The 24,156-nt window shown below is 63.5% G+C and carries 22 protein-coding genes; 9 read left to right on the plus strand and 13 right to left on the minus strand.

The window, feature by feature from the left end; all coding sequences use genetic code 11:
* Positions 1-46 precede the first annotated feature (46 nt).
* Positions 47-667, plus strand: a complete 621-nt coding sequence (locus M3A49_RS33990; protein WP_266232849.1) for a 2-hydroxychromene-2-carboxylate isomerase — start codon at positions 47-49, stop codon at positions 665-667.
* Between the two features lie 392 nt (positions 668-1,059).
* Here the strand turns inward: M3A49_RS33990 and M3A49_RS33995 are convergent, their stop codons facing one another.
* Both M3A49_RS33995 and M3A49_RS34000 read right to left on the minus strand, forming a co-directional pair.
* Positions 1,060-3,588 (minus strand): penicillin-binding protein 1A, encoded by a 2,529-nt coding sequence (locus M3A49_RS33995; RefSeq protein WP_254352708.1) that lies wholly within the window; start codon positions 3,586-3,588, stop codon positions 1,060-1,062.
* 163 nt (positions 3,589-3,751) lie between these two features.
* Positions 3,752-4,048 (minus strand): hypothetical protein, encoded by a 297-nt coding sequence (locus tag M3A49_RS34000; RefSeq protein ID WP_266232850.1) that lies wholly within the window; start codon positions 4,046-4,048, stop codon positions 3,752-3,754.
* 140 nt (positions 4,049-4,188) lie between these two features.
* Here M3A49_RS34000 and M3A49_RS34005 point away from each other — a divergent pair, with 140 nt between their 5' ends.
* The 4 genes from M3A49_RS34005 (at position 4,189) to M3A49_RS34020 (ending at position 8,811) form a co-directional block, all read left to right on the plus strand.
* Positions 4,189-4,842: a hypothetical protein gene (locus M3A49_RS34005; RefSeq protein ID WP_266232851.1), complete on the plus strand. Its 654-nt coding sequence runs from the start codon at positions 4,189-4,191 to the stop codon at positions 4,840-4,842.
* A 398-nt stretch (positions 4,843-5,240) separates the two neighbouring features.
* On the plus strand, positions 5,241-5,921 hold the full coding sequence (locus M3A49_RS34010; RefSeq protein WP_254352710.1) for a PspA/IM30 family protein: 681 nt from the start codon (positions 5,241-5,243) through the stop codon (positions 5,919-5,921).
* A gap of 127 nt (positions 5,922-6,048) precedes the next feature.
* On the plus strand, positions 6,049-7,209 hold the full coding sequence (locus tag M3A49_RS34015; protein WP_266232852.1) for a tetratricopeptide repeat protein: 1,161 nt from the start codon (positions 6,049-6,051) through the stop codon (positions 7,207-7,209).
* 111 nt (positions 7,210-7,320) lie between these two features.
* Positions 7,321-8,811, plus strand: a complete 1,491-nt coding sequence (locus M3A49_RS34020) for a flavin-containing monooxygenase (RefSeq protein WP_266232853.1) — start codon at positions 7,321-7,323, stop codon at positions 8,809-8,811.
* On the opposite strand, the gene M3A49_RS34025 is transcribed toward M3A49_RS34020, so the two are convergent.
* Positions 8,808-9,578 carry a class I SAM-dependent methyltransferase gene (locus M3A49_RS34025; protein ID WP_266232854.1) on the minus strand — a complete coding sequence of 257 codons (771 nt, stop codon included), beginning with the start codon at positions 9,576-9,578 and terminating at the stop codon, positions 8,808-8,810. The two genes, M3A49_RS34020 and M3A49_RS34025, sit on opposite strands and share 4 nt — an antisense overlap.
* An 18-nt stretch (positions 9,579-9,596) precedes the next feature.
* Positions 9,597-9,728, minus strand: coding sequence for a hypothetical protein (locus M3A49_RS34030; RefSeq protein WP_256094777.1), 132 nt, complete (start codon positions 9,726-9,728; stop codon positions 9,597-9,599).
* 256 nt (positions 9,729-9,984) lie between these two features.
* Between M3A49_RS34030 and M3A49_RS34035 the strand changes: the two genes are divergently transcribed.
* Complete coding sequence (locus M3A49_RS34035; RefSeq protein WP_266232855.1) at positions 9,985-11,406, plus strand: methyl-accepting chemotaxis protein; 1,422 nt, start codon at positions 9,985-9,987, stop codon at positions 11,404-11,406.
* An 84-nt stretch (positions 11,407-11,490) separates the two neighbouring features.
* On the opposite strand, the gene M3A49_RS34040 is transcribed toward M3A49_RS34035, so the two are convergent.
* The 4 genes from M3A49_RS34040 to M3A49_RS34055 form a co-directional block, all read right to left on the minus strand.
* On the minus strand, positions 11,491-12,309 hold the full coding sequence (locus M3A49_RS34040; protein WP_266232856.1) for an ABC transporter permease subunit: 819 nt from the start codon (positions 12,307-12,309) through the stop codon (positions 11,491-11,493).
* Positions 12,306-13,241 (minus strand): ABC transporter permease subunit, encoded by a 936-nt coding sequence (locus M3A49_RS34045; protein ID WP_035512946.1) that lies wholly within the window; start codon positions 13,239-13,241, stop codon positions 12,306-12,308. The genes M3A49_RS34040 and M3A49_RS34045 overlap by 4 nt, the downstream gene beginning before the upstream one ends.
* Positions 13,238-14,398 (minus strand): ABC transporter ATP-binding protein, encoded by a 1,161-nt coding sequence (locus tag M3A49_RS34050; protein WP_416339069.1) that lies wholly within the window; start codon positions 14,396-14,398, stop codon positions 13,238-13,240. The genes M3A49_RS34045 and M3A49_RS34050 overlap by 4 nt, the downstream gene beginning before the upstream one ends.
* A gap of 120 nt (positions 14,399-14,518) precedes the next feature.
* Entirely contained in the window at positions 14,519-15,619 is a 1,101-nt protein-coding gene (locus tag M3A49_RS34055) for a polyamine ABC transporter substrate-binding protein (protein WP_266232857.1), read from the minus strand.
* A 466-nt stretch (positions 15,620-16,085) separates the two neighbouring features.
* Between M3A49_RS34055 and M3A49_RS34060 the strand changes: the two genes are divergently transcribed.
* Entirely contained in the window at positions 16,086-16,289 is a 204-nt protein-coding gene (locus M3A49_RS34060; protein WP_028204006.1) for a DUF1289 domain-containing protein, read from the plus strand.
* A gap of 60 nt (positions 16,290-16,349) precedes the next feature.
* On the opposite strand, the gene M3A49_RS34065 is transcribed toward M3A49_RS34060, so the two are convergent.
* The 4 genes from M3A49_RS34065 to M3A49_RS34080 all read right to left on the minus strand — a co-directional run bounded on the left by M3A49_RS34065 (position 16,350) and on the right by M3A49_RS34080 (position 20,232).
* Complete coding sequence (locus M3A49_RS34065) at positions 16,350-16,994, minus strand: OmpW/AlkL family protein (protein WP_416339070.1); 645 nt, start codon at positions 16,992-16,994, stop codon at positions 16,350-16,352.
* Positions 16,995-17,075: 81 nt separating this feature from the next.
* Complete coding sequence (locus tag M3A49_RS34070; RefSeq protein ID WP_266232858.1) at positions 17,076-18,266, minus strand: NAD(P)H-dependent flavin oxidoreductase; 1,191 nt, start codon at positions 18,264-18,266, stop codon at positions 17,076-17,078.
* Positions 18,267-18,431: 165 nt separating this feature from the next.
* Positions 18,432-19,865: an aldehyde dehydrogenase family protein gene (locus M3A49_RS34075; protein WP_266232859.1), complete on the minus strand. Its 1,434-nt coding sequence runs from the start codon at positions 19,863-19,865 to the stop codon at positions 18,432-18,434.
* A gap of 241 nt (positions 19,866-20,106) precedes the next feature.
* Positions 20,107-20,232 carry a hypothetical protein gene (locus M3A49_RS34080; protein ID WP_266232860.1) on the minus strand — a complete coding sequence of 42 codons (126 nt, stop codon included), beginning with the start codon at positions 20,230-20,232 and terminating at the stop codon, positions 20,107-20,109.
* Between the two features lie 42 nt (positions 20,233-20,274).
* Between M3A49_RS34080 and M3A49_RS34085 the strand changes: the two genes are divergently transcribed.
* Positions 20,275-21,225, plus strand: a complete 951-nt coding sequence (locus M3A49_RS34085) for a site-specific integrase (RefSeq protein ID WP_266232861.1) — start codon at positions 20,275-20,277, stop codon at positions 21,223-21,225.
* Here the strand turns inward: M3A49_RS34085 and M3A49_RS34090 are convergent.
* On the minus strand, positions 21,222-21,662 hold the full coding sequence (locus M3A49_RS34090; RefSeq protein WP_266232862.1) for a hypothetical protein: 441 nt from the start codon (positions 21,660-21,662) through the stop codon (positions 21,222-21,224). The two genes, M3A49_RS34085 and M3A49_RS34090, sit on opposite strands and share 4 nt — an antisense overlap.
* A 618-nt stretch (positions 21,663-22,280) precedes the next feature.
* Here M3A49_RS34090 and M3A49_RS34095 point away from each other — a divergent pair.
* The gene (locus M3A49_RS34095; RefSeq protein ID WP_266232863.1) at positions 22,281-22,859 is read left to right on the plus strand and encodes a hypothetical protein; all 579 of its coding nucleotides are present in this window, start codon (positions 22,281-22,283) and stop codon (positions 22,857-22,859) included.
* Positions 22,860-24,156: the final 1,297 nt, after the last annotated feature.

Raw genomic sequence — 24,156 nt, forward strand, 5'->3', positions numbered from 1 at the left:
GCAAGCGCCGCTCACGCCGGCGCAACCGCTTCACGGAGACGACACCATGCCCCGCCCATCGCTCGACTTCTGGTTCGACCTCGCCAGCAACTACAGCTATCTGAGCGTGATGCGCATCGCCGCGCTCGCGTCGCGAGGTGGCGTGGAGGTTCACTGGCGGCCCTTCCTCCTCGGCCCCATTCTCGACGCACTCGGCTGGGAAGGTCCGCCCTTCGTCGTGCAGAAGGAAAAAGGCGCCTATGTGTGGCAGGACATGCGGCGGCAGTGCCGCAAATACGCGCTGCCGTGGCAACAGCCCACCGAGTTTCCGCGCCGCACCGTGCTCGCGACGCGCATCGCCGTGCTCGCCGCCGACGAGCCGTGGCTGCCCGACTGGTGCCGCGCCGTCATGACGCGCAACTATGGCGACGACCGTGAAGTCGATTCGCCCGAAGCGGTCACCCACCTGCTCGCCGCGCTGGGATTGCCGGCACAGCGGCTCATCGAGGAAGCCGGCAGCGAGGCGAACCGGCTGCGCCTGCGCGAGCGGACCCAGGCGGCTCGCGATCTCGGTATCTTCGGCGCACCGACGTTTTTCGTCGGCGCGGAAATGTTCTGGGGCAACGACCGGCTGGAGGACGCGATCGAGGCGGCGCTCTGCGCGCCGCGAAACCGGGATATTGCGTAGCCCTCATCTCCGCGCTTCACTGCCATAGGGCCATTCGTATTCCTGCATATTCAGGCCGTCACGTATTCGCGCGGTTCGCACAGCCAAACCTTCGGACTGCGTGATGACAGCGTGTTTTGAAGCGCGATGCCTCATACCGCTCGTCTGCGTACAAAGCCTTTGGCGTCAGGCAGTTAGCTTCGATATCCCAGGGTTATGAACAGGGGCTTCAACAAAAACTGTGGAAAAGTCGGCGCGAGAGTTACCCACAGATTTCGTTGACAGCCCTGTGGAAAAGCCCTGGAAAGCTCGACCAACCCATTGGCCCACAAGGAAATTCCGCTCGCCAAACAAAAAACGGCGCGCCGTTGCCGACGCGCCGTGTTTATCCTGCAGAACTCATCAAACCAGCATCAAGGCTTGTTCGATTCGAACAGATCCATGATCTGCTTCTTCTCCGTCGTCGTCACGTTCGGCGGCGTCATGCCGCCCGGACCCATGCTGCCGGTCGCGCCGCTGGCATCGCTCGCCGCACCCGCCGGGTTCGCCGAGTCCAGACCGATGCTCGCCACGAAGCCGTTACCCGGCGTCATGTCCGAGAAGTACAGTTCGTCGTTGATCGTCGTGAGGCCCTCGGGCATCGCCGGCTCTTCCTGCGGCACGCCGCGCAGCGCACGCTGCATGTACTCCACCCAGATCGGCAACGCGAGCTGCGCGCCGAATTCGCGGCTGCCGAGACTCTTCGGCTGGTCGTAACCCATCCACGCCACGGCGACCAGCGTGCGCTGATAACCCGCGAACCAGCCGTCCTTGGCATCGTTGGTCGTACCGGTCTTGCCCTGCAGGTCGTTGCGATGGAGCACGTTGGTGCCGGCGCCCGTGCCCGCCGTCGCCACCGAGTGCAGCAGGCTGTTCATCACGAACGCGTTGCGCGGCGAAAGCGTTTGCGGCGCATTCTGGCCCGCCACCAGCGGCTGCGCGCGCAGGATCGGCTGGCCGCGCGCGTCGTCCACTTCGGCGATCAGGTACGGGTTGATGCGATAGCCGCCGTTCGCGAACACGCTATACGCGCCCGCCGACTGCAGCGGCGTAACCAGGCCCGCGCCGAGCGCCATCGGCAGGTACGGCGGGGTCTTGTCCGCGTCGAAGCCGAAACGCTGCGTCACGTAGTCCTGCGCGTACTTCGTGCCGATGTACGAAAGGATGCGGATCGACACGAGGTTCTTCGACTTCTGCAGCGCGAGGCGCATCGACATCGGCCCTTCGGGCTGGTCGTCGTCCTTCGGCTCCCACGCATCGCCGCCCGGCGTGCTGGGGGGGAAGTACAGCGGCGCGTCGTTGATGATCGTCGCCGGTCCGAGGCCCTTTTCGAGCGAGGCCGAGTAGATGAACGGCTTGAAGCTCGAACCCGGCTGACGCCATGCCTGCGTGATGTGATTGAACTTGTTCTTGTTGAAGTCGAAGCCGCCAATCAGCGCACGGATCGCGCCGTCCTGCGGCGTGAGCGAGACGAGCGCGCCTTCGACCTGCGGCAGCTGCGTGATCTGCCAGTTGCCCTTCGCGTCCTCCATCAGGCGCACGATCGAGCCGGGGCGAATGCGCAGTGCCTGCGAGGCGCGTGGCGAGAGCGCGGCCGCGACGAAGCGCAGGCCCTCTCCCGTCACCGTCACCGAGGTGCCGTCGAGCTGTTGCGCCGTGACCGACTTCGGGCCCGCGTCGGTGACGACCGCCGAAACCAGGTCGCCGTTGTCCGGGTGATCGGTGAGCGCGTCTTCGATCGCCTGCTCGCGGTCGTCGCCGTCGGCGGGCAGTTGCACGAAGCCTTCCGGTCCGCGATAGCCGTGGCGGCGCTCGTAGTCCATCACGCCCTTGCGCACGGCCGCGTACGCGGCGTCCTGGTCGGCCGAATCGATCGTCGTCGTCACGGTCAGGCCGCGCGTATAGGTCTCGTCCTTGTACTGCGCGTACATCATCTGGCGCACCATTTCCGCGACGTATTCGGCGTGCACGTTGTACTCGGTGCCGGCCGTCTTCGTCTGCAGCGGCTCCTTGATCGCTTCGTCGTACTGCGCCTGCGTGATGTAGCCGAGGTCGAGCATGCGCTTGAGGATGTACTCCTGGCGAATCTTCGCGCGGTGCGGATTGACGATCGGGTTATACGCCGAAGGCGCCTTCGGCAGGCCCGCGAGCATCGCCGCCTGGGCGAGCGTGATGTCCTTCAGGTCCTTGCCGAAGTACACGCGCGCGGCGGCCGAAAAACCATAGGCGCGCTGCCCCAGATAAATCTGGTTCATGTACAGCTCGAGAATCTGGTCCTTTGTGAGTGCGCGCTCGATCTTGTAGGCGAGCAGCATCTCGTAGACCTTACGCGTGTAGGTCTTCTCGCTCGACAGGAAGAAGTTGCGCGCCACCTGCATCGTGATCGTGCTCGCACCCTGCGAGGCGCCGCCGTGCATCAGGTCGGCCACGCCGGCGCGCAGGATGCCGATGAAGTCCACGCCGCCGTGCTCGTAGAACCGGTAGTCCTCGATGGCGAGCACCGCCTTCTTTTGGATGTCAGGAATATCCTGGAAGCGCACGAGTTGACGACGCTCTTCGCCGAACTCGCCGATCAGCACGTGATCGGCGGTATAGATGCGCAGCGGCACCTTGGGCTGATAGTTCGTGAGCGCGTCGAGCGAGGGCAGTTGCGGCCCCATCACGACGAGTGCGTAGCCCAAGAGCAGCGCACCGACCACGCAGAGCGTGCCGATCAGGCCGACGAACCAGAGCGCGAGCGTGGTGCCGATGGAGCGCCGCTTCGGGCTCCCGTCGCGCGGCCCGTTGCCGCCGGACCCGCCGCCCGATTCAGGCCGGCGAGGCGGCTGGCGCCCGTTGTTGAAGGAGGGTTCCCGATCTTCGTTCGGGTACTGCGGTGAAGGCGGTCGTTTGATGATAGGCATGACTGGAATGATGGGCGCGTCTCGCGCGCGCCGGCTGCGCGCAACTCGCGCGCATGGATCTCGACCACGGCGTCATGGCGCCGCTGCGGCATACGACGTCGCCGGCGCAAACCCGGCGACGCGGCGCGACCGGCAACGCCCCCGTCCGGCCGCGCGGCGTGCACTACGGCACGCCACAGGCGAATACACGCCCGTTCAGGCGCCATTCGCGAAATGTAACAGCGCATTCTAAAGAAATCGCAGGCGCCGGGTCGCGCTTTTTTTGTAAGAGTTTCTTGGGAAACGCTTCCTGCCCGATTTTTTGGCAACTCAGGCGCTCGCTTGCGCCGATCGTGGTTTTATGCGCGAAAAGTTTCGTAACCATCCTTCTGTGACGCGACAAATTAGACGTCGACGGGCTACCGACGGCAGATTCTTGCAGGCAGGGTTGTTCCTGGTCGAGCACCTTCCAATTGCGCATCGGCGCACTCGTCTTATGATGAAAGATCTGCTACACGCCCCTGTCCGCGCCCAGGCGAGCACGCATCCATTCTTACAAAAAGCTGTTGCGCAGGCAGGCAAACCGACGTCATACGAAGCCGACCCAACGGCCCGTCGATCATGAACAAGCCCAGCGAACGCATCGTCGTCTTCGTTACGCCCGCGCAAAAGCGCGCGATCTCTGCCACCGCCGACGAACTCGGCATCAGCATCAGCGAACTCATGCGCCGCGCCGTGATCGCGTTCAGCGCCACGAGCGATCAGGTGAAGGCCGCGAGCATCGTCGACCGGCTGAACGCGCCTCGTCAGCCCGACGCCCTCGCCCAGGTGCTGCAAAAGGCGGCGAAGCCGCTGCGCGCAGGCCGTGCGGGCGCGTTCCGGCCACCTGCGGGCGCGGCGACTGCGATTGGTGCGAATGCAGCGACCGCCGACGCGCAAACGGCTGGCGAAGCGGCTGCGGCCGTTCACGACGACGCCACCCACGAGGCAACGTCTCAAGCGCCAAACACCCCCCTGCCTGCCGCGCACACCGAAGAGACGGACGTGAGCCATGCCGCGCGTGAAATCGCCCAGGCTGTCGCCCGGCTGAGCGCCGAAGCGGCCGCCGCAGCGGAAAGCGCCGCGCTCGACGCGACCGCTGCGCAATCGCTGGACGTTGAACCGCTGCAGCCGCTGAGCTCGGCGCCCTTCGCCCGCTCGCGGCGCGACGCAAGCGATCCACGCGACGAAGCCCGTAGCGACGACGCCGCCCCCGAAGGCGGCAAATACGCCTGACACGCGCCGCATCCGCGCCGCCATACGCACGCGTCACAATCGGCTTAACGCCCGCTTACACGCGCGCCGCGAGCGCTGCCCAGGCCCGATTCCTTTAAGTCCCTTTTAAGACGGGCCGTGGTGTAATATCCGCGATCGATGGGGGCGCCCCGCCTGCCGCGGTGCTTCGCACCGCGCAGCCAGGCCCCGTCCGGATGAACACACGCGTGCAAGAAAACACCTTCACGCTATTGCAATTGCCGCACTCGCCCCGATTTGCGCCGAGCATGGGCGCGCGGCGCAAAGCGGCGTAAGCTGACAGATGGATCAGCCATCTGTCAGCCGGCTGGCGCGTGAGGCCAAACCGCATGCACGCACCTCGGCCCGCCATGGCCGATCTCATTTCACTGGAGGAATTCATGTCGCTTTTCGACTCCATCTCCCGCACCGTCAAGGGCCTGCTCAACGACGCGGCCGACTCGGTGCAGGATCCGTCGCGCGACGCGCGCCAGATCGTGCGTGAGCTCGACGACAGCATCGCCCGCGCGGAGAACTCGCTCGTCGAGATCCAGGCGCAGGTCGCGACGCAGCAAAGCAAGCGCGATGTGGCCGCCGACAAGGCGAAGAAGTACGAAGACGGCGCGAAGCGCGCGCTGCAATCGGGCGACGAAGCGCTCGCACGCGAAGCGCTCGGCGCGCAGCAAACCGCCGAAGCCGAACGCGACGCGCTCGCGGGCGAACTCGCGAAGCTCGAACCGTCGGTCGATCAACTGAAGCAGCAGATCGACGACATGCGCCAGCGCCGCAACGATCTGAACGCGCGCTCGAACATCCTGCAGGCGAAGCAGCAGATCGCCCAGGCGAAGGACGTCGCGGCCACAGCGCTGGGCGGCATCGGCGGGAAGAATCTCGATGGCGACTTCCAGAAGCTGGAAGACAAGGTCGCGCTGTCGAACGCGCGCTCGGACGCCCGCCTGAATTCGTCCGACCAGTCGAGTGGCAAGGCGCTCGAAGACAAGCTCGCGGCGCTCAACAAGGGGCCGTCGGTAGACGAGCGCCTCGAGGCGCTCAAGAAGCAGATGAACACGCCGGCACAGTAAACGTGCCGGCGTGCTGGATGCGGCGCGGCATGGTCCGTGCTGCCGGCATGGTCGGCAGGCGCCCGATAGCGTCGCATCCCCGTATCGAATGCCATGGAGACGGGCGTCAATCCGCCCGGCCTGCAACATGAAAAAGTTTCTTGCCGCTGCTAGCGTCGCTGTCGCGTCGCTAGCCTTCACGGGCGGCGTTGCGTTCGCCGTGCCTGGCGTGCAGCAGATCGAATCCGCGATGTCCCAGGGCGACTGGCAGCGCGCCGACTCCGGCCTGACCGAAGTCCTGCAGGCGCATCCGGACAACGCTCGCGCTCACTATCTCTACGCCCAGGTGCTCGACCGCGAAGGCCGTTACAGTGACGCGCTCACCCAGGTCGAGCAAGCGAAGTCGCTCGACCCGCAAATCCGCTTCACCCAGCCGCAACATTTCGCGCAGGTCGAAGCGAAGATTCGTTCCGACGCCTCGCGCGCCGGCGCAGTGAAGACGAGCAGCGCGGACAACCCGTTCGCGCAGCAGCAAGCGGCGGCGCCGCAAAAGCGAGGTCCTGGTATGGGCATGTGGATCGGTATCGCCATCTTGTTTGTCGGCATTGCGCTCGTGCTGCGCTGGACCCTGCGCCGCGCGAAGTCCACCGAAGACGCGAAGGCCGGCGACGACCGCCGCGACCAGCTCAAGCGCGCCACCGAGCTGCTCAACGGCGTGCGTTCGCTCAAGCTCGACGTGAAGCTCTCGACCGCGCCCGGCCACGAAGCGCTCGAAAAGGAAGTCGAAGGACTCGAAGCGCAGTTGCGCAGCCTCGTCGAAACGCTCTCGAACAGCGCGAATCCGCGGCCGCCGTATGAGATCGAGGATCTCGAACGCCAGTTCGCGAGCCTCAAGGCGCGCGCCGAAGGCCGCCCCGATCCGAATGCGCAGCCTGCCGCGCCGGACTACGGCAGCAACTCCAACTACGCGCGAGAAGCCGACGCCGCCTTCGGACGCCAGCCGCAGTATCCGCCTGCGGCGCCCCAGCAACCGCCGCAGGTCATCGTGCAGCAAGGCGGCGGTGGCATGGGCGGCATGGGTGGCCTGCTCACGGGCGTGCTGCTCGGCGAAGCACTGAACCATGGCCGTGACCGCGTGATCGAGCGCGATGTGTTCGTCGACGACGAAGGCCGCCGGGTTCAGCGCGACGGCAACAATGGCGGCGGCCTCGACTTCGGTCAGGGCTCGAACGACTGGGACGACGGCTCGGGCGGCGGCGGCGTCGATATGGGCAGCAACGACAGCTCGGACGACTGGAACAACTCCTGAACGCCTGAGGTTTCCCCAGCGCACGCCGCTAAAGCAACGACGGGCTCCTTCATGGAGCCCGTTTTGCATCGGCGCAAACCCGGCACAACACACATAACGGCGGACGCACACATGGCCAAAGAAGCGCTCGGCAACTTGGGCCCGCTGCGCATCGCCATCATCGGCAGCGGCTTTTCCGGCATCGGCATGGCGATCCGGCTGCGTCGCATGGGCGTGGACTCGTTCACGATCTATGAGGCAGCCGAAGGCCTCGGCGGCACCTGGCGCGACAACGCCTATCCGGGCGCCGCCTGCGATATTCCTTCGCACCTCTACTCGTTTTCGTTCGAGCTGAATCCGGCGTGGACGCGCACCTTCGCACCGCAGCACGAAATTCTCGACTACCTGCGCCATTGCGCGCACAAGTACGACGTCGAGCGCTTCATCGAATACCGTTCGCGCGTGCGCGCGGCGCGCTTCCTGGAGGCGCGCGGCGTCTGGCAGGTGGAGATCGAACGCGACGGCGCGATCACGACGATCGAAACCGATATCGTGATCGCCGCGAACGGACCGCTCTCGCGCCCGGCGCTGCCGCATGTCGCGGGCATCGAGCGCTTCGAAGGCAAGCTCTTCCACTCGGCGCGCTGGGACCACGACTACGCGCTCGAAGGCAAGCGCATCGCCGTGATCGGCACCGGTGCGAGCGCGATCCAGTTCGTGCCGCATATCCAGCCGCACGCGGCGCAGCTCACGGTGTTTCAGCGCACGCCGCCGTGGATCATGCCGCGGCGCGATCGCGCCATCAGCGAGCGCTGGCGCTGGATTTACCGGCACATGCCGTTCGCGCAACGCGTGGCGCGCGCCGCGATTTACTGGCACCACGAATCGCGCGCGCTTGGCTTCGCGGTGGAGCCGCGCCTGCTCAAGACGCCGACGAAGTTCGCGCTGAGCTACCTCGCGCACAAGGTGAAAGACCCCGGCCTGCGCGCGCGCCTCACGCCCGACTATCTGCTGGGCTGCAAGCGCGTGCTGCTCTCGAGCGACTACTACCCTGCCCTCGCGCAGCCCAACGTGGAGCTGGTCACCGACGCGATCCGCGAGGTCGTCGCCGACGGCATCGTGACCGCCGACGGCACGCATCGGCCTTACGACGCGATCGTCTGCGGCACGGGCTTCCAGGTCAACGATGTGGACGCGCCTTTCCAGGTGACGGGCGTCGGCGGCCAGGATCTCGGCGAGACGTGGCGGCGCGACGGCCCCGAGGCCTACCTCGGCGCGAGCGTCGCGGGCTTCCCGAATCTCTTCTTCGTGATCGGGCCGAACACGGCGCTCGGGCACAACTCGATGATCTACATGATCGAGTCGCATATCGCCTATATCGCGGCCTGCATTCGCGCGCTGCAGCGCTCGGGCGCCCGCACGATGGAGGTACGCGCCGAGGCGCAGCAAAGCTGGAACGCGCGCGTGCAAGCGCGCTTCGCGCGCACCGTGTGGCAATCGGGCTGCCGCAGCTACTACCTCACGCAGGCGGGCAAGAACACTGCGCTGTGGCCCGGCTTCACGTTCATGTTCCGCCGCAGAACGCGCTGCGTGCGCACCGCCGACTACGCGTTCGAGCGCTAGACGCGCTGCGGATGCCCGGCGTACACGCGCGTCTCGTAGGCGAAGTTCACGGTGCCGTCCTTTTGCGTCGCCGCGAACAGCTCGCGCAGCGCCGCGAGCATCGGCTCGTGGCGTTCATCGCCCGCGCGCGGTGCGTATGACGACGACATCAGCCGTCCGCGCAGGCCATCGAAGTCGAGCAGTTGCGCGTTCGGGAACACGGTTTGATGCTCGAAGCCATCGCCGAACCAGTCGGCCATCGCGGCCGAGTCGGGATAGGTTTCGGCCACCCGTGCGTAGTCGGGGCAAAAACGCTGCAGGAGTGCCTCGTAGCCCGCCAGAAACGCCGAGCCTTCGAGCAGGCGGCTGTTCCAGAACAGCACGATCTTGCCGCGCGGCTTGAGGATGCGCGCGAATTCGCGCTGCGTGTCGGTCTTGTGGAACCAGTGGAACGCCTGCGCGGCGCTCACGAGGTCTACGCTCGCGGCTTCGAGCGTCGTCGCCTCCGCGGTGCCCGCCACGCTGCGATAGCCCTGGTAGCCTCCTAGCAGTTCATCTGCCGCGGCGCGCATGGCCGCATTCGGCTCGACGGCCGTAACCGGATGGCCCGCGTCGAGAAAGAGTTTCGTGGAAAGGCCCGTACCCGCGCCGATGTCGGCCACGGGCGCGCCCGGCGCGATGCCGCATTCCACATGCACGAAGGTCGCCACTTCGCGCGGATAGGTTGGCCGGAATTTCACGTAGTCTGCGACCCGGTCGGTGAAACGCCGGGTGGAATCGTCGATCATCGTCTGCCCTTTCGTCGTTCAACCGCCGCCGCCGAGGAGCTTCACCAGCTCCCAGAGGAAGCGCAATACCATCACGATCAGCTCCCAGAGCTGGATCAGCTGCTGCCAGAGCGCGAGCGGCGCGCTCCCGCCGAAAATCGCTTCTATCATCTTGCTCCCATCGCGACGCCCCTTTGCTCCTCATTGCCGGCTTTCGAAGCGCCCGAGTTCCCGATCATAGCGCCAGGCGCTGCCCCTGCGCTCAAGTCGCCGTGTTACACGCCGTAAACAAGTTCAGAAAGCCCGGCGATCGGACCTGCCGACGACCGGGCACGCAGCCTTTCCGCAGTTGTCCGCACCGGGCAGCTTTGCATGGGATGGCGCGAGGCGCTAAAGCGCCTCGCGCCATCGACAAAGGAGACACCCGATGACACGTTTGCGTTTGCTGGGTCTGCGCGGCCGCCGCCGCGCGGGAAAATCCGCCGGCGTCGTCGGCGACATTGCCGCACACGCCGGCAGGCTCGGTATCGAGATCTGCGACGTGGCGGGCCATGTCGACGAAGTCGCCGCGCGCGTGCAGCGTCAGACCGACGTCTGCCACGCCCTGCGCGAGTCGGCGGCCCACACGCTCGCCGGCAACCATCAGATCGCCACGGCCGCGCGCGCCATGCGCGCGCTGAGCACCGGCACCGCCGCCACCGTCCAGCAGTCGCAGCAGACCATCGAGGATTCGCTTGCCGACATTCACGGTCTCGTGGAGAGCGTCACCGTCATCGAGACGCAGATCCGGGCGCTCAAAAGCGCGCTCGCGCATGTCTCGAAGGTCTCCGAGGAAATCTCGCTAATCGCGCGGCAGACCCAGCTTCTCGCGCTCAACGCGGCCATCGAAGCGGCGCGCGCGGGCGAGTCCGGCAGGAGCTTCGCCGTGGTCGCGGCCGAGGTGAAGAACCTCTCCGCCAAGACTGCACAGGCCACCGGCCAGATCGAGAAAACCCTCGGCCAACTCACGCAGCAGACCGAGCAGCTCATTGCCGAGGGCACCGCCAACACCGAACGCGCGCATCGCGTGCGCGAGGGCACGCACACGATCGGCGAGGCCGTGCACAGCACCGGCCAGGCGATCATGCAGCTCGACGAGCACGCCGGCCAGATCGCCCAGCTCACGGGCGAGATCGAGACGAAATGCGATGGGCTCGAAAGCCAGGTGGGCGAGATGGTCGCGGGCGTCGAGGATTCGGGGCGCAACTTCGTGCAGGCAAAGGATCAGCTCGGCAAGCTGCTCGAGGTCTCGGAAACGCTCATCGAGCTTTCCGCCGCAACCGGTGTGGAAACCGACGACACCCGCTTTATCGAGACGGTGCAGCGCGCCGCCGCCCAGGTGAGCAAGCTGTTCGAAGGCGCGCTCGCGCGTGGCGAGATCGGCGAAGCGGATCTGTTCGACAGCGTCTACGCGCCAGTGCCGAACACGAACCCGCAGCAGCATATGACGCGCTTCACGGCCTTCACCGACCGGGTGTTGCCCCCGATCCTCGAACCGCTGCTCACGTTCGACGAACGCGTCGCCTTCTGCGTGGCGATCGATCCGCGCGGCTACATACCGACCCACAATCGCAAGTTCTCACATCCGCAGGGCGCCGACCCGGTGTGGAACGCCGCGAACTGCCGCAATCATCGAATTTTCAACGACCGCGCGGGGCGCGCCGCCGGTTCGCATACCAAGCCCTTCCTGCTGCAAACCTACCGTCGCGACATGGGCGGCGGCACGTTCGTGATGATGAAGGACGCCTCCGCTCCGATCTTCGTGAACGGGCGGCATTGGGGCGGGTTTCGTATGGGCTACCGGCTGTAAGGACTGCGCCGCAAAAAGCAAACGGCGCGCGGACATGGCTGCCCACGCGCCGTCTATTGCATGCGCTTCGAAGCGCGGCGGCGCTCAGACCGCCATCGCCATGCGCTTGCGCTCTGCGCGCTGCATGAAGTAGTTGCCGGCGATCACGCCCACCGTGACGACCGCGATGAAGAGCGTGGCGAGCGCGTTCATCTCCGGGTTCAGGCCAAGGCGCACGCGCGAGAACACCACGAGCGGCAACGTGGTCGAGCCCGGGCCCGAAAGAAACGCCGAGAGCACCAGATCGTCGATCGACAGCGTGAACGACAGCAGCCAGCCCGCGGCAAGCGCCTGCGAGATGAGCGGCAGCGTGATCTGGAAGAACACCTTGAACGGCGTTGCGCCAAGGTCCAGTGCAGCCTCTTCGAGCGACGGGTTCAACTCGCGCACGCGCGACTGCACGATGATGGCGACGTACGAAATGCACAGCATGACGTGGCCGATCCAGATCGTGAACACGCCGCGCCCCGCGGGCCAGCCGATCAGTTTGCCCATTTCCACGAAGAGCAGCAGCAGCGAAATGCCCTGGATCACTTCGGGAATCACGAGCGGCGCGTTGATCATGCCCGAGAAGAGCGTGAAGCCGCGAAAGCGCCCCATGCGCGCGAGCACGAAGCCCGCCCACGTGCCGATGAACACCGAGGCGAACGCCGTCATCAACGCGATGCGCAGCGAGAGCCACGCAGCGGTGATTAACTCATCGTCGGTAACGAGTGCCTGATACCAGCGAGTGGAAAAGCGCGTCCACACCGTCACGAGTTGCGACTCGTTGAACGAGTAGACGATCAGGCTCAGGATCGGAATATAGAGGAACGCGAAGCCGAGGCCGAGCGCGATGAACTGCAGAAGCCGATTCGGTTTCATTTGCCGCGGCCCTCCAGTTCCTTCGCCTGGTAGTGCTGGAACAGCGCCATTGGCACGAGCAGCAGCAGCACCATCGCGCAGGTCACCGCGGAGGCCATCGGCCAGTCGGCATTGTCGAAGAACTCGTTCCACATGACGCGGCCGATCATCAGCGTGTTCGCGCCGCCGAGCAGTTCAGGAATCACGTACTCGCCCACCGCCGGGATGAACACGAGCAGGCAGCCAGCGATGATGCCGTTCTTCGAGAGCGGCAGCGTGATCTCCACGAACGCGCGCCACGGCTTCGCGCCGAGGTCGTAGGCGGCTTCGAGCAGCGTGAGATCCATCTTCACGAGGTGCGCGTAGAGCGGCATCACGAGAAACGGCAGATACGAATACACCATGCCGATATAGACCGCCGTGTTCGTGTGATAAAGCTCGATGGGCGAATGAATGATGCCGATCGACATCAGGAAATTGTTCAGCAGTCCGTTGTTCTTCAGGATGCCGATCCATGCGTACACGCGGATCAGGAACGACGTCCAGAACGGCAGCATCACGGCCATCATGAGGATATTGCGCGAGGCCGGATTCGAGCGCGCGATGTAATACGCCATCGGATAGCCGATGATGAGGCATAGCAGCGTCGAAATCGCGGCCACCACGACCGAATTCACGTAGGTCGCGAAATACAGGCTGTCCTGGAACAGGAACGCGTAGTGCGAAAAGTCGAGCGCGATATGCCAGACGCCATCCGCGAACGACGTCAGCTCTGTGTACGGCGGAATGCCGAGCTGCTGGTCGGCGAAGCTGATCTTCACCACCAGGATGAACGGCACGAGGAAGAACAGCAGCAGCCAGATGAACGGACCTGCCACGACGGCCGTCCGCCCGGTCAGGTTGAAGCGCTTCGCCGGCCAGTTCAGGATGTTGCGCACAGTCGTCGCGCTCATGACGTCAGCACCACACCGGCGGAAGCGCTCCAGCGCACGTAGACTTCGTCATCCCAGGTGGGCGAGTCGATCTCGGAGAGCGCGAGGCTCGACATGTTCGCGATCACCGTCTTGCCCGAATCGAGCTTGACGTGATACAGCGAGTAGCCGCCCATGTAGGCGATGTTCTTGACGACGCCCTTGCCCCAGTTGAACACGCCCTCGGGCGGCTTGCGCGTGAGCGCGATACGCTCCGGGCGCACCGAGATCGTCACGGGCATGCCGAGCGGCCCGGTGATGCCGTGGTTCACGTAGAGACGCACCGGCAGTTCGGAGGACTCGACGAACACGTGGTCAGGCTCGTCCTCGACCACATTGCCGTCGAAGAGATTGGTCGAGCCAATGAACTCCGCCGAGAAGCGGCTGTTCGGAAACTCGTAGACCTGGTTGGGCGTGCCGAGCTGGACGATCTCGCCTTCGCTCATCACCGCGAGGCGCCCCGCCATCGTCATCGCTTCTTCCTGGTCGTGCGTGACCATGATGCAGGTAACGCCGACCTTGTCGAGAATGTTGACGAGTTCGATTTGCGTGCGCTGGCGAATCTGCTTGTCGAGCGCCGACATCGGCTCGTCGAGCAGGAGGAGCTTCGGGCGCTTCACGAGCGAGCGCGCGAGCGCCACGCGCTGCTGCTGGCCGCCCGAAAGCTGGTGCGGCTTGCGCCTGGCGAAGCGCGTCATCTGCACGAGTTCGAGCGCATTGGCCACGCGATCCTTGAGTTCGCCCTTCTTCACGCCTTCCTGGCGCAGCCCGAAGCCCACGTTCGCCTCCACCGTCATGTGCGGAAAGAGCGCGTACGACTGGAACATCATGTTGACCGGGCGGCGGTACGGCGGCATCGAAGCGAGGTCCTCGCCGTCGATCAGGATCTTGCCCGACGTCACGGTTTCGAGACCCGCGAGCATGCGCAGCAAGGTGGACTTGCCGCAGCCCGAGCTGCCGAGCAGCGCGAACAGCTCGCCCTTATTCACCGACAGATTGACGCCCTTGACGGCTGTCGTCTCGCCGAACTTCTTGACGACATCGACGATCTGCACGAAGTTGTCCGCGGCCGAATCTGCCGCGGTGAAGCCCGAAGGCAGCGAACCGGCGGATGCCGGCGCGCTCGACTGGTCACTCATGATTCTCTCTGCCCTGCCTGTTTCTGCGTGAATGCTGGACGGGGTTGACGAACAAAGCCCCCGGCATCGTGCCGAGGGCTCGGGGTAAAACGGGATCGAATTTCAACCGCTGCGAGCGCGTCAGCGGCCCGACTTGAACTCGGTCCACAGACGCGTCTGCAGGCGCTGGATCTCAGGCGGCAGCGGCTTGAGCAGGAACAGCGTCTTCAGGACCTCGGGCGGCGGGTACACGGCCGGGTCGTTGGCGATGTCCTTGTCCACGTACTTGCGCGCTTCCGCGTTTGCGCTCGGGTAGTAGACCGCGTTCGTGATCGCTGCGTGGACCTGCGGCGTCTCGATGTAGTTGATCCATTCGTTCGCGGCTTCCTTGTGCTGCGCATCCTTCGGGATGGTCATCACGTCAAACCAGATCGGCGCGCCGCCCTTCGGGATGTAGTACTCGATCTTGTAGGGCTTCTTCGCGTCGATGGCGCGATGCTTGGCGATCACGACGTCGCCCGACCAGCCGTACGCGAAGCAGATATCGCCGCCCACGAGGTCGTTGATGTAGCCCGACGAGTTGAACTGCGTGATGTACGGGCGGATCTTCTTCATCATCGCGAGCGCGGCGCGATAGTCGTCCGGATTCGTCGAAAGCGGGTCCTTGCCGATGTAGTGCAGCGCGGCCGCGAACATCTGGTCCGGCGCGTCGAGCACGGACACGCCGCAGGCCTTCAGCTTCGAGATGTTCTCGGGCTTGAAGAGGATGTCCCAGTTGTCGAGCGGCACGTTCTTGCCGAGGATCTGCTGCGCCTTCGTGACGTTATAGGCAAGACCCGTCGTGCCGTACGCCCAGGGCACCGCATACTTGTTGCCCGGATCCGCGCCGGCGACGAGCGCCATCAACTGCGGATCAAGGTACTTGAGGTTGGGGATCTTCGACTTGTCGAGCGGCGCGAAAATGCCAGCGGCGATCTGCTTGCCCGCGTAATTGCTGGTCGGCACCACGATGTCGTAGCCCGAGTTGCCAGCGAGCAGCTTGGCCTGGAGCGTGTCGTCGCTGTCGTAGTTGTCGTACTTGACCTGAATGCCGGTCTGCTTGGTGAAGTTCGGAATCGTGTCCTTGGCGATGTAATCGGACCAGTTGTACACGTTCAGCTGCGTGTCCTTCGCCACCGACGTCATCCACGGCGCCGCGCACAATGCGAGCGCGGCCAGTTGCGCCACAACCCCTTTCTTCATCCCGTTCTCCGATCCTGACCGGCTCCGGCCGGCTGCCTGCCTCGCTTCGTGCCGTGCTTCGTGTCACCTGCGCACGACTCCCCTGACTTTCCCAGAACCTACCATCAAACCCGCCCGGCAAGAAATAAAACGCGGGCGTGTCGCGCAAACGGAACATGGGCCGTGGAAACACGGCGAGCCGCGCGCGGACGGTAAATCGCGCGCAATTTTAGCCGTTTCACGGGCCGTGTCCACAAAAAACCGCTTCAGTGGCGCATGCACGCGACGCCCTGCTACCGGCGGGGCGCAGCGGCGCCTACCACCTTGCTATCGCCTTGCAGCGGCCTCGCCGATTCATCGCGCATCGCGCGTCGCCGCGGCTCGCCTCGCGGGGCGGGCGGCCGCCCCGCTCCGTATCGGTTAACATAGCGGCGTTTCGTACCGAAGCCGGCGCGCGCGACGCCCGGCCACGCCCCAAGGCTCTTCAATGGCATCCAATCTCCACGACCTCCCCGACAGCCCGTGCATCGGTGTGTGCTCGACACTCTTCGACGACGTCTGCAAAGGCTGCGGGCGCACCGCCGTGGAGGTCTCCAACTGGGTCTTTCTGAGCGACGAGGAAAAGCGCGCCGTGTGGGAGCGCATCGAGCGCGAAGGCACCGCCATGCGTTTCCAGAAAGACCGCGCCTGAACGCGGATAAAAAAACGCCGAGCAAGCCGGCGTTCGAAAAAGCGATGGTCAGACGATCGATCAGAACTTCATGCCGACGCCCAGGCCCACCACGAGCGGATCGATATGTAACGTGCCGAGAGACGTGCCAGCCAGCGACGCGTCGGTGTGCATCCAGATCTTCTTGATATCCGCGTTCACGAAGATGCGCTTCGTCACCTGGAAGTCGATGCCGAACTGCAGCGCCGGACCCCAGCTGTGGTTGTCGATCGAAACCGACTGCCCGCCGGCGTGCAGACCGTTGTTGTAGAACAGCGTGTAGTTGATACCCGCGCCCACGTACGGCCGCACCCTGCCCGCGTTGTTGAAGTGATACTGCAGCAGCAGCGTAGGCGGCAGCACGCCCACGCCGCCGAGCGCACCGATATTCGACGTCACCTGGTTGCGCGACGTGCCGAGAATCAGCTCGACGCCGATGTTGTTGGTCGCCATGTAGGTGAAGTCGAGCTCGGGCACGATGGCGTTGTTCACGTCCGCGCCGAGCGCGCCGAGCGTACCGCTGCCGCGCGCATCCGGCGCGATCTCGATCGCGCGCAGGCGCACCAGCCAGTCGCCCGCGTAAATGCCCGAGTCGGGAGAACCAGCCGCGCTGGCCGGCACTGCCAGGAAGACCGCGCTCATGGTGAGCGCGGCAGTTGTTGCTGCCTTTCTAATTGCTTTATACATCGTTAATCCCCGTGTCTGTAGGTCTAGCCTTGAAGGCCTACAAATTGTCAGAGACGGGGTCTGGCGCCGTTTTGATACGTATCAAGCCAGTGCGAACGCTGCTCGTTGTGCGACCGCAGGTCGCGCAGCGCCGGTCAGCAGCAACTCCAGCAGGTCGCGGACACTACGGATCGCATTGCCGAACGGCAACGCTTCACGGCCGCGGAAGAACAGGCCGTTCGCAACGTCGCCACGCAATGCCGCAGCGAGGCGCGTGTCGATGCAGAAGTGGCCGAACTTCTCGATGCCGTCGCGCAGCCCGCAGGCCGAAAGACATTCGAGACCGGTTGGGCATGCAAGCTTGAGCGAGCCGATCTTGGTGCGAATGCGCGACTCGTTGCGCAAGTAACGTTCGAGCCACGGCGTTTTCACGGCGCGTGCGGGCAGGCCCGTCACGCTCACGAACTCGACGATGTCTTCAGGCTTCGCGTCGGCGAGCACGCGCTTGAACTCGGGGTGCGCGTCGCCCTCCTCGGTCACCGCGAACGGCGTGCCGACCTGCACCCCGTTCGCGCCCGCCTCGAGCCATTTGCGCACGGCCTCGTGGCTATTCACGCCGCCCGCCACGACGAGCGGCACGTCGCGCCGCGAAATGCCGAGCGTGGCATAGACGCCTTCGAGTTCCTCGAAGATCTGCGTGAAGGCGAAGCGCTCGTTGCCCATGTCGGCGATGTCGGTCACGCCGAGATGGCCGCCCGCATAGGCAGGATGCTCGATCACGATGGCGTCGGGCAGGCGGCCCTTCTTCATCCACTTCTTGAGCACGAGCGCGACGCCGCGCGCGTCGGACAGGATCGGCACGAGCGCGATTTCCACGCCCGCCGTGAGGTCGGGCAGATCGAGCGGCAAGCCCGCGCCCATGACAATGGCGTCGGCGCCGTGCTCACAGGCGGTGCGCACGTAGTCGGCATGGGCGTTCACCGCCTTCATGACGTTCACGGCGATCATGCCGTTGCCGCCTGCAAGCTTGCGTGCCGCCGCGATTTCGCGGCCGAGCGCGATCAGGTTCGCGCGAGCGAGCGTTTCGTGCTGCGGTGCCGCGCGGCACATGTCCATGAGATCGCTGTGATGATGGCGCAGGTCGATGCTCGCGATCGTGCCGAGCGCGCCTTCACGGGCGACACTGCCAGCAAGCCGGTGTGCCGAAATGCCGACACCCATGCCGCCCTGCACGACGGGCAGGAGTTGACGACCGCGAATCTGGAGCGGAGCGAAGGAGTGTCCAGGAAACATGTTGTGCTCTGTCGATGACAAAGCGCTTATGGTCGCGCGTACCCCACATATGACATTGACGCACATCAAACAAAAACGCGGACTTCTGTAAAGAAATCCGCGTTTATGACTTGCATCAACACGTCGCATTAAAAGATTTGCGATAGCGCGCGACGAGATGCCTCATCAGGCCTTCGGCACCTTGAACTGCATCGACTTGTATTCCAGGTACTCCTCGAGGCCGTATGCGCCGTTTTCGCGGCCGTGTCCCGACTGCTTGAAGCCGCCGAAGGGCGCGGCCATGTTCCAGGCGCCGCCGTTGATGTCGATCTGGCCCGTACGGATGCGGCGCGCCACGCGCATCGCGCGCTCGTCGCTGCCCGCCCAGACTGCGCCGCCGAGGCCGTAGAGCGAGTCGTTGGCGATCGCCACGGCGTCGTCTTCGTCCTTCGCCGTGAGGATCGTCAGCACCGGGCCGAAGATCTCTTCCTGCGCGATGGCCGCGTCGCGCGGTACGCGGCCGAACACGGTCGGCTTCACGAAGAAGCCCTGCGTCACGCCTTCCGGCATGCCGGGGCCACCCGCCACGAGCTCGGCGCCGTCGGCCATGCCGCGCTCGATGTAGTGAAGCACGCGCTCCTGCTGCACTTTCGAGGCGAGCGGGCCGAGCTTCGCTTTCTCGTCACGCGGATCGCCCACCCTGAATGCCTCGGCGGCCTGCTTCGCGAGGTCTCGCGCTTCTTCGTAACGCGACTCCGGCACGATCATGCGCGTGTGGGCCGAGCAGGTCTGCCCCGAGTTGAGGAAGCACGCGCCCACCGTGCCTTTCACGGCGGCCGCGAAGTCGGCGTCGTCGAGCACGACGGCGGCCGACTTCCCGCCCAGCTCCAGCGCGACGCGCTTGACCGTGGCCGACGCGACTTCCGACACGCGTTTGCCCGCACGCGTCGAGCCAGTGAACGACACCATGTCGACGTCCGGATGGCGCGCCAGCACCTCGCCCACCACCGGACCGTAGCCCGTCACGAGGTTGAACACGCCCGCGGGCAGGCCGGCTTCGTGAATGGCCTCGGCGAGCACGAATGCGTTCAGCGGCGCGACCTCGGAGGGCTTGAGCACGACGGTGCAGCCGGCGGCAAGCGCGGCGGCGACCTTGAGCGTGATCTGGTTGAGCGGATAGTTCCACGGCGTGATGGCCGCGACGACGCCCACCGGTTCGCGCACGACAAGCGAGTTGCCCACGCGCTCCTCGTACTGGAACTCGCTTGCGAGCTGCGCGTAAGCGCCCCAGTTGTAGACCGGGCCGCCCACCTGGATCGCTCGCGCGAGCTTGAGCGGCATGCCGACTTCGCCTGCGATCAGCTGCGCGAGTTCATCGGTGCGGGCTTTGAGGTTGTCGGCGATTTTCTGCAGATACGCCCCGCGCTCGGCGGCGGGCGTCGCGGCCCAGCCGTCGAAGGCGGCGCGCGCGGCGGCGACGGCCGCCTCGGCGTCGGCTTCGATGCCCTCGGGGATGCGGCCCATCACCGCCTCGGTGCCCGAGTCGATCACGTCGATCGTGCCCTTGCCGTGCGGGGCGACCCATTGGCCGTTGATGTAGAACTGCGCGTAGTCGTTCATGGGTGTTCCTCCTGTCTGTCGATGACAGTTTGCGCCTCGGCGCTTACTGCCATCCCATACCAAGCTCCGTGTTCGTTCGCGATTTCATCGCGGCACTCGCCGCGGCGACAGTGCATTCTAGCGTGGTTGACGCATACGTAAAGCGGGCGTGCAGTAGGCTAAGGCACGCGGGCCAAAAACAAAACGGGCGACGCTCACGCGCCGCCCGTTTTCATTTCGCGCTTCGATCAGCGATCGAAACTCATTGCACTCCCTGGCTGGCCAGGAAGTCTTCGTAGTTGCCGCTGTAGTCCTTGACCGTGCCATCGGGTTTCACCTCGATGATGCGGTTGGCGAGGCCGTTCACGAACTCGCGGTCGTGCGACACGAACCCTATTCCTGATATTTTTCAATCACTTGGAGAACAGGAATGGCTTCAATCATCCGCCGTGGGACAAAATGGCAAGTGAAAATCCGGACCAAGGGTCAACGCATCCGGTCCAAGACCTTTGACACCCAATATGAGGCCGAGCAATGGGCGGCCCAAGAGTCCAAGCCTGTTGAGGGCGCGACCGTGGGCGACCTGTTCCGCAAATACATAAGCCAAGTGGCACCCTCCCGCCGTAACGGTGAGTGGGAACGCTCCGTATTGAGCCGCATGCTCCGAGCCGAGAAAAAACTTTGCTCCGTGGCCGCGAAGTCCCTAGGGAAGTCGCACCTGGCTGACTGGCGAGACAGGCGCATAACCGAGGTTGCTACCAGCACGGTTGGCCGCGAACTGGACGCGATAGCCGCCGTCTACCGGGTAGCCTTGGAGGAATGGGATATGGGCCTCACGAGCAACCCCGTACACGGCTTTAGACGCCCTAAGTTGCCCGTGCCCCGTGACGTACGCTTAGCCGTGGGAGACGATGAGCGCTTGATAGCTACGGCTATCGATTTCAACAGGGAGATAGCCCCGGCTATAATTCTCGCCATAGAGACGGCCATGCGCCAAGGGGAAATAGCCAAGCTCCGTTGGGAGCATATCGACCTTGAGGCCCGCACCGCCCTCCTACCTATGACCAAGAACGGGACACCCCGAAAGGTGCCGCTGTCCAGGAGGGCCGTAGAGGCGCTAACCTGGTGCCCGCCTCCTCACGCTGGCCGGGTGTTCAAGCTCACGCAGCACGCCATTAAATACGCGTTCAGCCAGGTCCGCGAGCAATGCGGCCTTGGTAATGTCCGTTTCCATGATCTACGCCACGAGGCGGCCAGCCGTCTATTTGAGAAAGGGCTAAACGTTATGGAGGTCGCGTCTATCACCGGCCATAAAAATCTAAAGATGCTCCAGCGTTACACCCATCTAAGGGCCGAGGACTTGGCTAAGAAGCTAGGCTAATCGTTGGTTGGCGGAGTACCACGCTCCGCCGCTGTAAGCATGTTTAGGACCTCACAGAGCTTGAGACATTCGCCAAGAACCGTCACTAGATACCGACTCGCATCACGAGCAGCTACAACCTGCTTCCAAGTCTCGTGCAACGGTTCTATCTGCTTTAGTAGCTGCTCGTGCCGGTCGCTACCAGCCTTGTTGACTTCCTGTAACCGCCTGTCTTTGTCGGGTTCGTACTTAGGGTCCATCCTTCTGCGGACGGCAACGTAAGACTCCTCCAGCGGCTGCATGATGGTCGTTACCTCATCGAAGCGGGCCATAAGGTTATTTTTCTCACGCTCCAGCTTTACGAATTCATCTCTCGTTAGCTTGGGACGTTCCCTAATAGCCTCTACCGCTTTCCGTATCGATGCGGGGCCAAATAACGAATAGTCGATATCGCTCATGGTCTCTCCTCGTAAAGGACCAAGTGTAGCCAGCCAGAGATCATGAGCGAAGTCTTTAATACGGAGTACACATTATCTGTCAGCCCATTTGCGCGCCTATTGACTTAACGCGTTACACGCTAGGTACAGACGAGCGAAAGCCGCCGCTCATATTCCAGAGCGACGGACGACAAGAAACTACAATCCGCGTATATTTTTGTTCAGCCAGCTAAACCCGGGTGTTAGACTGGCCTAACTACAACACGCGGTTGTACCTTGCCTAGAGATGCTGTAGCGCCATCAAGGCGTACGTTGTCGCTAGAACAAGATACGGAAAACTCGGATGAGTTAGTAGGTTCATTTCCTTAGCCTCTCCGGTTAAGAGACGCGGGGCCGTTCGGTTTCCTAGGCCAAGGGCGGTCCCGCTCGCTTTATGCAGTACTCCCGCCGCTGCACATGGATAATGATACGGGTTTGCGGACCACTTCCCTAAAAATTTCCGTGCGCTGAGTGATAGCAGAGCGCGTGTTTGCAAAAATGTGCACTGGGTGTAGAAATATGCGGAAATAAGCGGAAACGAGCCCGGACTATCGTATCCTTTTAGCAACAGTCCCTTCCCTGCTACGACTACGCAACCTCATGCAACACTCCGATCAGCCGTATATCGAATTAAAGAAGGCCCGAACGGCAATCGATGCCATGGGCGCGGCGAAGTCGCTTGACGAGTTTGAGGAAAGTTGGAAGGAATTCTTGGGCCGTATAGAGCGAGTCTGGAACAAGGCATATAGCCACTTCGACAAAAGCCCGAAGTGGAACGGCTGGAAAGGAAAATACGAGAAGGCCCGAAAGAACGATCCACTCCTGTCCTACCTCGTAAACGCGCGCGGCGCGGACGAACACACCGTAAACGAGATTACGGACCGGGACCCGGGTGGATTCGCCATCAACGCCGCAGACCGCAACTTGCCATTGCGCATCGGGGAGATGGCTATCAAAGGCGGCAACGTATTCGTCAAAGACGCTGAGAATATGAGGATAGACTTTATTCCCCGTCGCACCAAGTTGCTCCCGATCGTCAATCGCGGTCGAGAATACCCAGTACCGCATGAACACTTAGGAAATCCAGTTGATCCGTCGGACGTCATTGCGTTAGCAGGTCTCGCCGCTGCCTACTATGAAGCAATGTTAGAGAAGGCCGAGCAATTTTTCGTCAAGTAATAGCGGCTAATCAAGCCAGCGAAGGTCACGCATCGCCGAATCAATCACGGCCGCATATTGCGGCGGGCACGGCTTAACCCTTGGCCCTACACGGCGCGAATTGACCTGTAGTCCGTTCGCTTCTTTCCGGTCTGCGATCCAGCACGTTTGCACTACGCGCCCAATCTTTGCCCGCACATGGTCTTGGAGGTCTTTGTAGCGTTGCTTTCTGCTGCCCTGGTTAGCGCTGCGTTGCATAGTATGTCTCCGGGTGGTGATGAGACAAGCCTACATGGTCTCACGGTGGGCACTCAAGCGGAAAGTTGTTCATGTATTTCTGTACAGTGTCGAGTTCAACATGCTGACTCAACACGCCGCGACCCGGCTTGGCTCTCGGCTTGAGCACAATAGCTGCCTTGCTCGCGTCCCCCAAGTTGTCCCTCCGCGTGGACTGCCTTAGGACCTGATACGGCTTGGTTAGCGTTTGCTCATCGTGTAGCACACCGAGCTTGTACAGCATGCTCTTAAGTTGCTCGCGTTTACGAGCCTTGTGGTTGGTCCTCATATAAACATGAGCATAGGCAATCCACCTATCGAGGATAGCGTTAAGTGGCTGGAGGAAGCCGCCCCTCCCGTTTCTGGACCGGAGCATGAAACGGACAAACTCCCTATCGTGCTTGCCCTTATCCGTATCGGGGTCGCCACAGCTAGCGAGTAGCGTTAGATTCTTGATGAGCCTATCGCTACTGCTAACCGGCGTTGGCACATAGGTCTTAGCTGCCCGTAGGTCCGACCGATTAACAATCTCCCCGGTTTGAACGTCAACCCATTGGTCGGGTTTGACCACGGTTACAGGGACTGAATTCTTGTTGAGAGACCAACCGCTTACAGCTAGCTCGTGACGAGGCTTAGCCGTAGCTACTCCACCGACCGGGCTATACCTGTTAATGGTATGGCTTACCTCGTTATCCTCATCATATGCAGGACCACGGCTGCCATAATCGTAGACCGGCTTGGGCTGATAAAGCAGAGATTTTTTTGGTTGGCGATCGCGGCCACTGATACGTGAACAGGCCGATCGGGACCAGTCCGCGATCGGTAATCAAAAAAATGTTTGTGCTAAACCGCTCCGCAAGCGCTGGCGTTTATGGGCATTGAATGATCGTCGCGGTGATTTGTGATGCCAGGCGCACGGGGTGGTGCGCGCCAGAAGCGGGCGGTTGGCCGGGCCCGTCGCGCGAAGACAGTGGAAATGCGGACGCAAATGGGTAAGGAATGCTGAGTTTCGCGGCATTGTGAGGGTGCGACGACGCCATGG

The organism is Paraburkholderia sp. CNPSo 3076 (genome assembly GCF_026343935.1).
Lineage (GTDB): Bacteria > Pseudomonadota > Gammaproteobacteria > Burkholderiales > Burkholderiaceae > Paraburkholderia > Paraburkholderia nodosa.

Coding starts and splice junctions, on each gene's coding strand:
- M3A49_RS34090 (WP_266232862.1), bottom strand. CDS start 21,662: ATGAGCGATATCGACTATTCGTTATTTGGCCCCGCATCGATACGGAAA.
- M3A49_RS34055 (WP_266232857.1), bottom strand. CDS start 15,619: ATGAAGAAAGGGGTTGTGGCGCAACTGGCCGCGCTCGCATTGTGCGCG.
- M3A49_RS34025 (WP_266232854.1), bottom strand. CDS start 9,578: ATGATCGACGATTCCACCCGGCGTTTCACCGACCGGGTCGCAGACTAC.
- M3A49_RS34085 (WP_266232861.1), top strand. CDS start 20,275: ATGGCTTCAATCATCCGCCGTGGGACAAAATGGCAAGTGAAAATCCGG.
- M3A49_RS34035 (WP_266232855.1), top strand. CDS start 9,985: ATGACACGTTTGCGTTTGCTGGGTCTGCGCGGCCGCCGCCGCGCGGGA.
- M3A49_RS34020 (WP_266232853.1), top strand. CDS start 7,321: ATGGCCAAAGAAGCGCTCGGCAACTTGGGCCCGCTGCGCATCGCCATC.
- M3A49_RS34030 (WP_256094777.1), bottom strand. CDS start 9,728: ATGATAGAAGCGATTTTCGGCGGGAGCGCGCCGCTCGCGCTCTGGCAG.
- M3A49_RS34070 (WP_266232858.1), bottom strand. CDS start 18,266: ATGTTTCCTGGACACTCCTTCGCTCCGCTCCAGATTCGCGGTCGTCAA.
- M3A49_RS34010 (WP_254352710.1), top strand. CDS start 5,241: ATGTCGCTTTTCGACTCCATCTCCCGCACCGTCAAGGGCCTGCTCAAC.
- M3A49_RS34005 (WP_266232851.1), top strand. CDS start 4,189: ATGAACAAGCCCAGCGAACGCATCGTCGTCTTCGTTACGCCCGCGCAA.
- M3A49_RS34065 (WP_416339070.1), bottom strand. CDS start 16,994: ATGTATAAAGCAATTAGAAAGGCAGCAACAACTGCCGCGCTCACCATG.
- M3A49_RS34040 (WP_266232856.1), bottom strand. CDS start 12,309: ATGAAACCGAATCGGCTTCTGCAGTTCATCGCGCTCGGCCTCGGCTTC.
- M3A49_RS34075 (WP_266232859.1), bottom strand. CDS start 19,865: ATGAACGACTACGCGCAGTTCTACATCAACGGCCAATGGGTCGCCCCG.
- M3A49_RS33990 (WP_266232849.1), top strand. CDS start 47: ATGCCCCGCCCATCGCTCGACTTCTGGTTCGACCTCGCCAGCAACTAC.
- M3A49_RS34045 (WP_035512946.1), bottom strand. CDS start 13,241: ATGAGCGCGACGACTGTGCGCAACATCCTGAACTGGCCGGCGAAGCGC.
- M3A49_RS34095 (WP_266232863.1), top strand. CDS start 22,281: ATGCAACACTCCGATCAGCCGTATATCGAATTAAAGAAGGCCCGAACG.
- M3A49_RS34000 (WP_266232850.1), bottom strand. CDS start 4,048: ATGCGCAATTGGAAGGTGCTCGACCAGGAACAACCCTGCCTGCAAGAA.
- M3A49_RS34015 (WP_266232852.1), top strand. CDS start 6,049: ATGAAAAAGTTTCTTGCCGCTGCTAGCGTCGCTGTCGCGTCGCTAGCC.
- M3A49_RS34050 (WP_416339069.1), bottom strand. CDS start 14,398: ATGAGTGACCAGTCGAGCGCGCCGGCATCCGCCGGTTCGCTGCCTTCG.
- M3A49_RS34060 (WP_028204006.1), top strand. CDS start 16,086: ATGGCATCCAATCTCCACGACCTCCCCGACAGCCCGTGCATCGGTGTG.
- M3A49_RS33995 (WP_254352708.1), bottom strand. CDS start 3,588: ATGCCTATCATCAAACGACCGCCTTCACCGCAGTACCCGAACGAAGAT.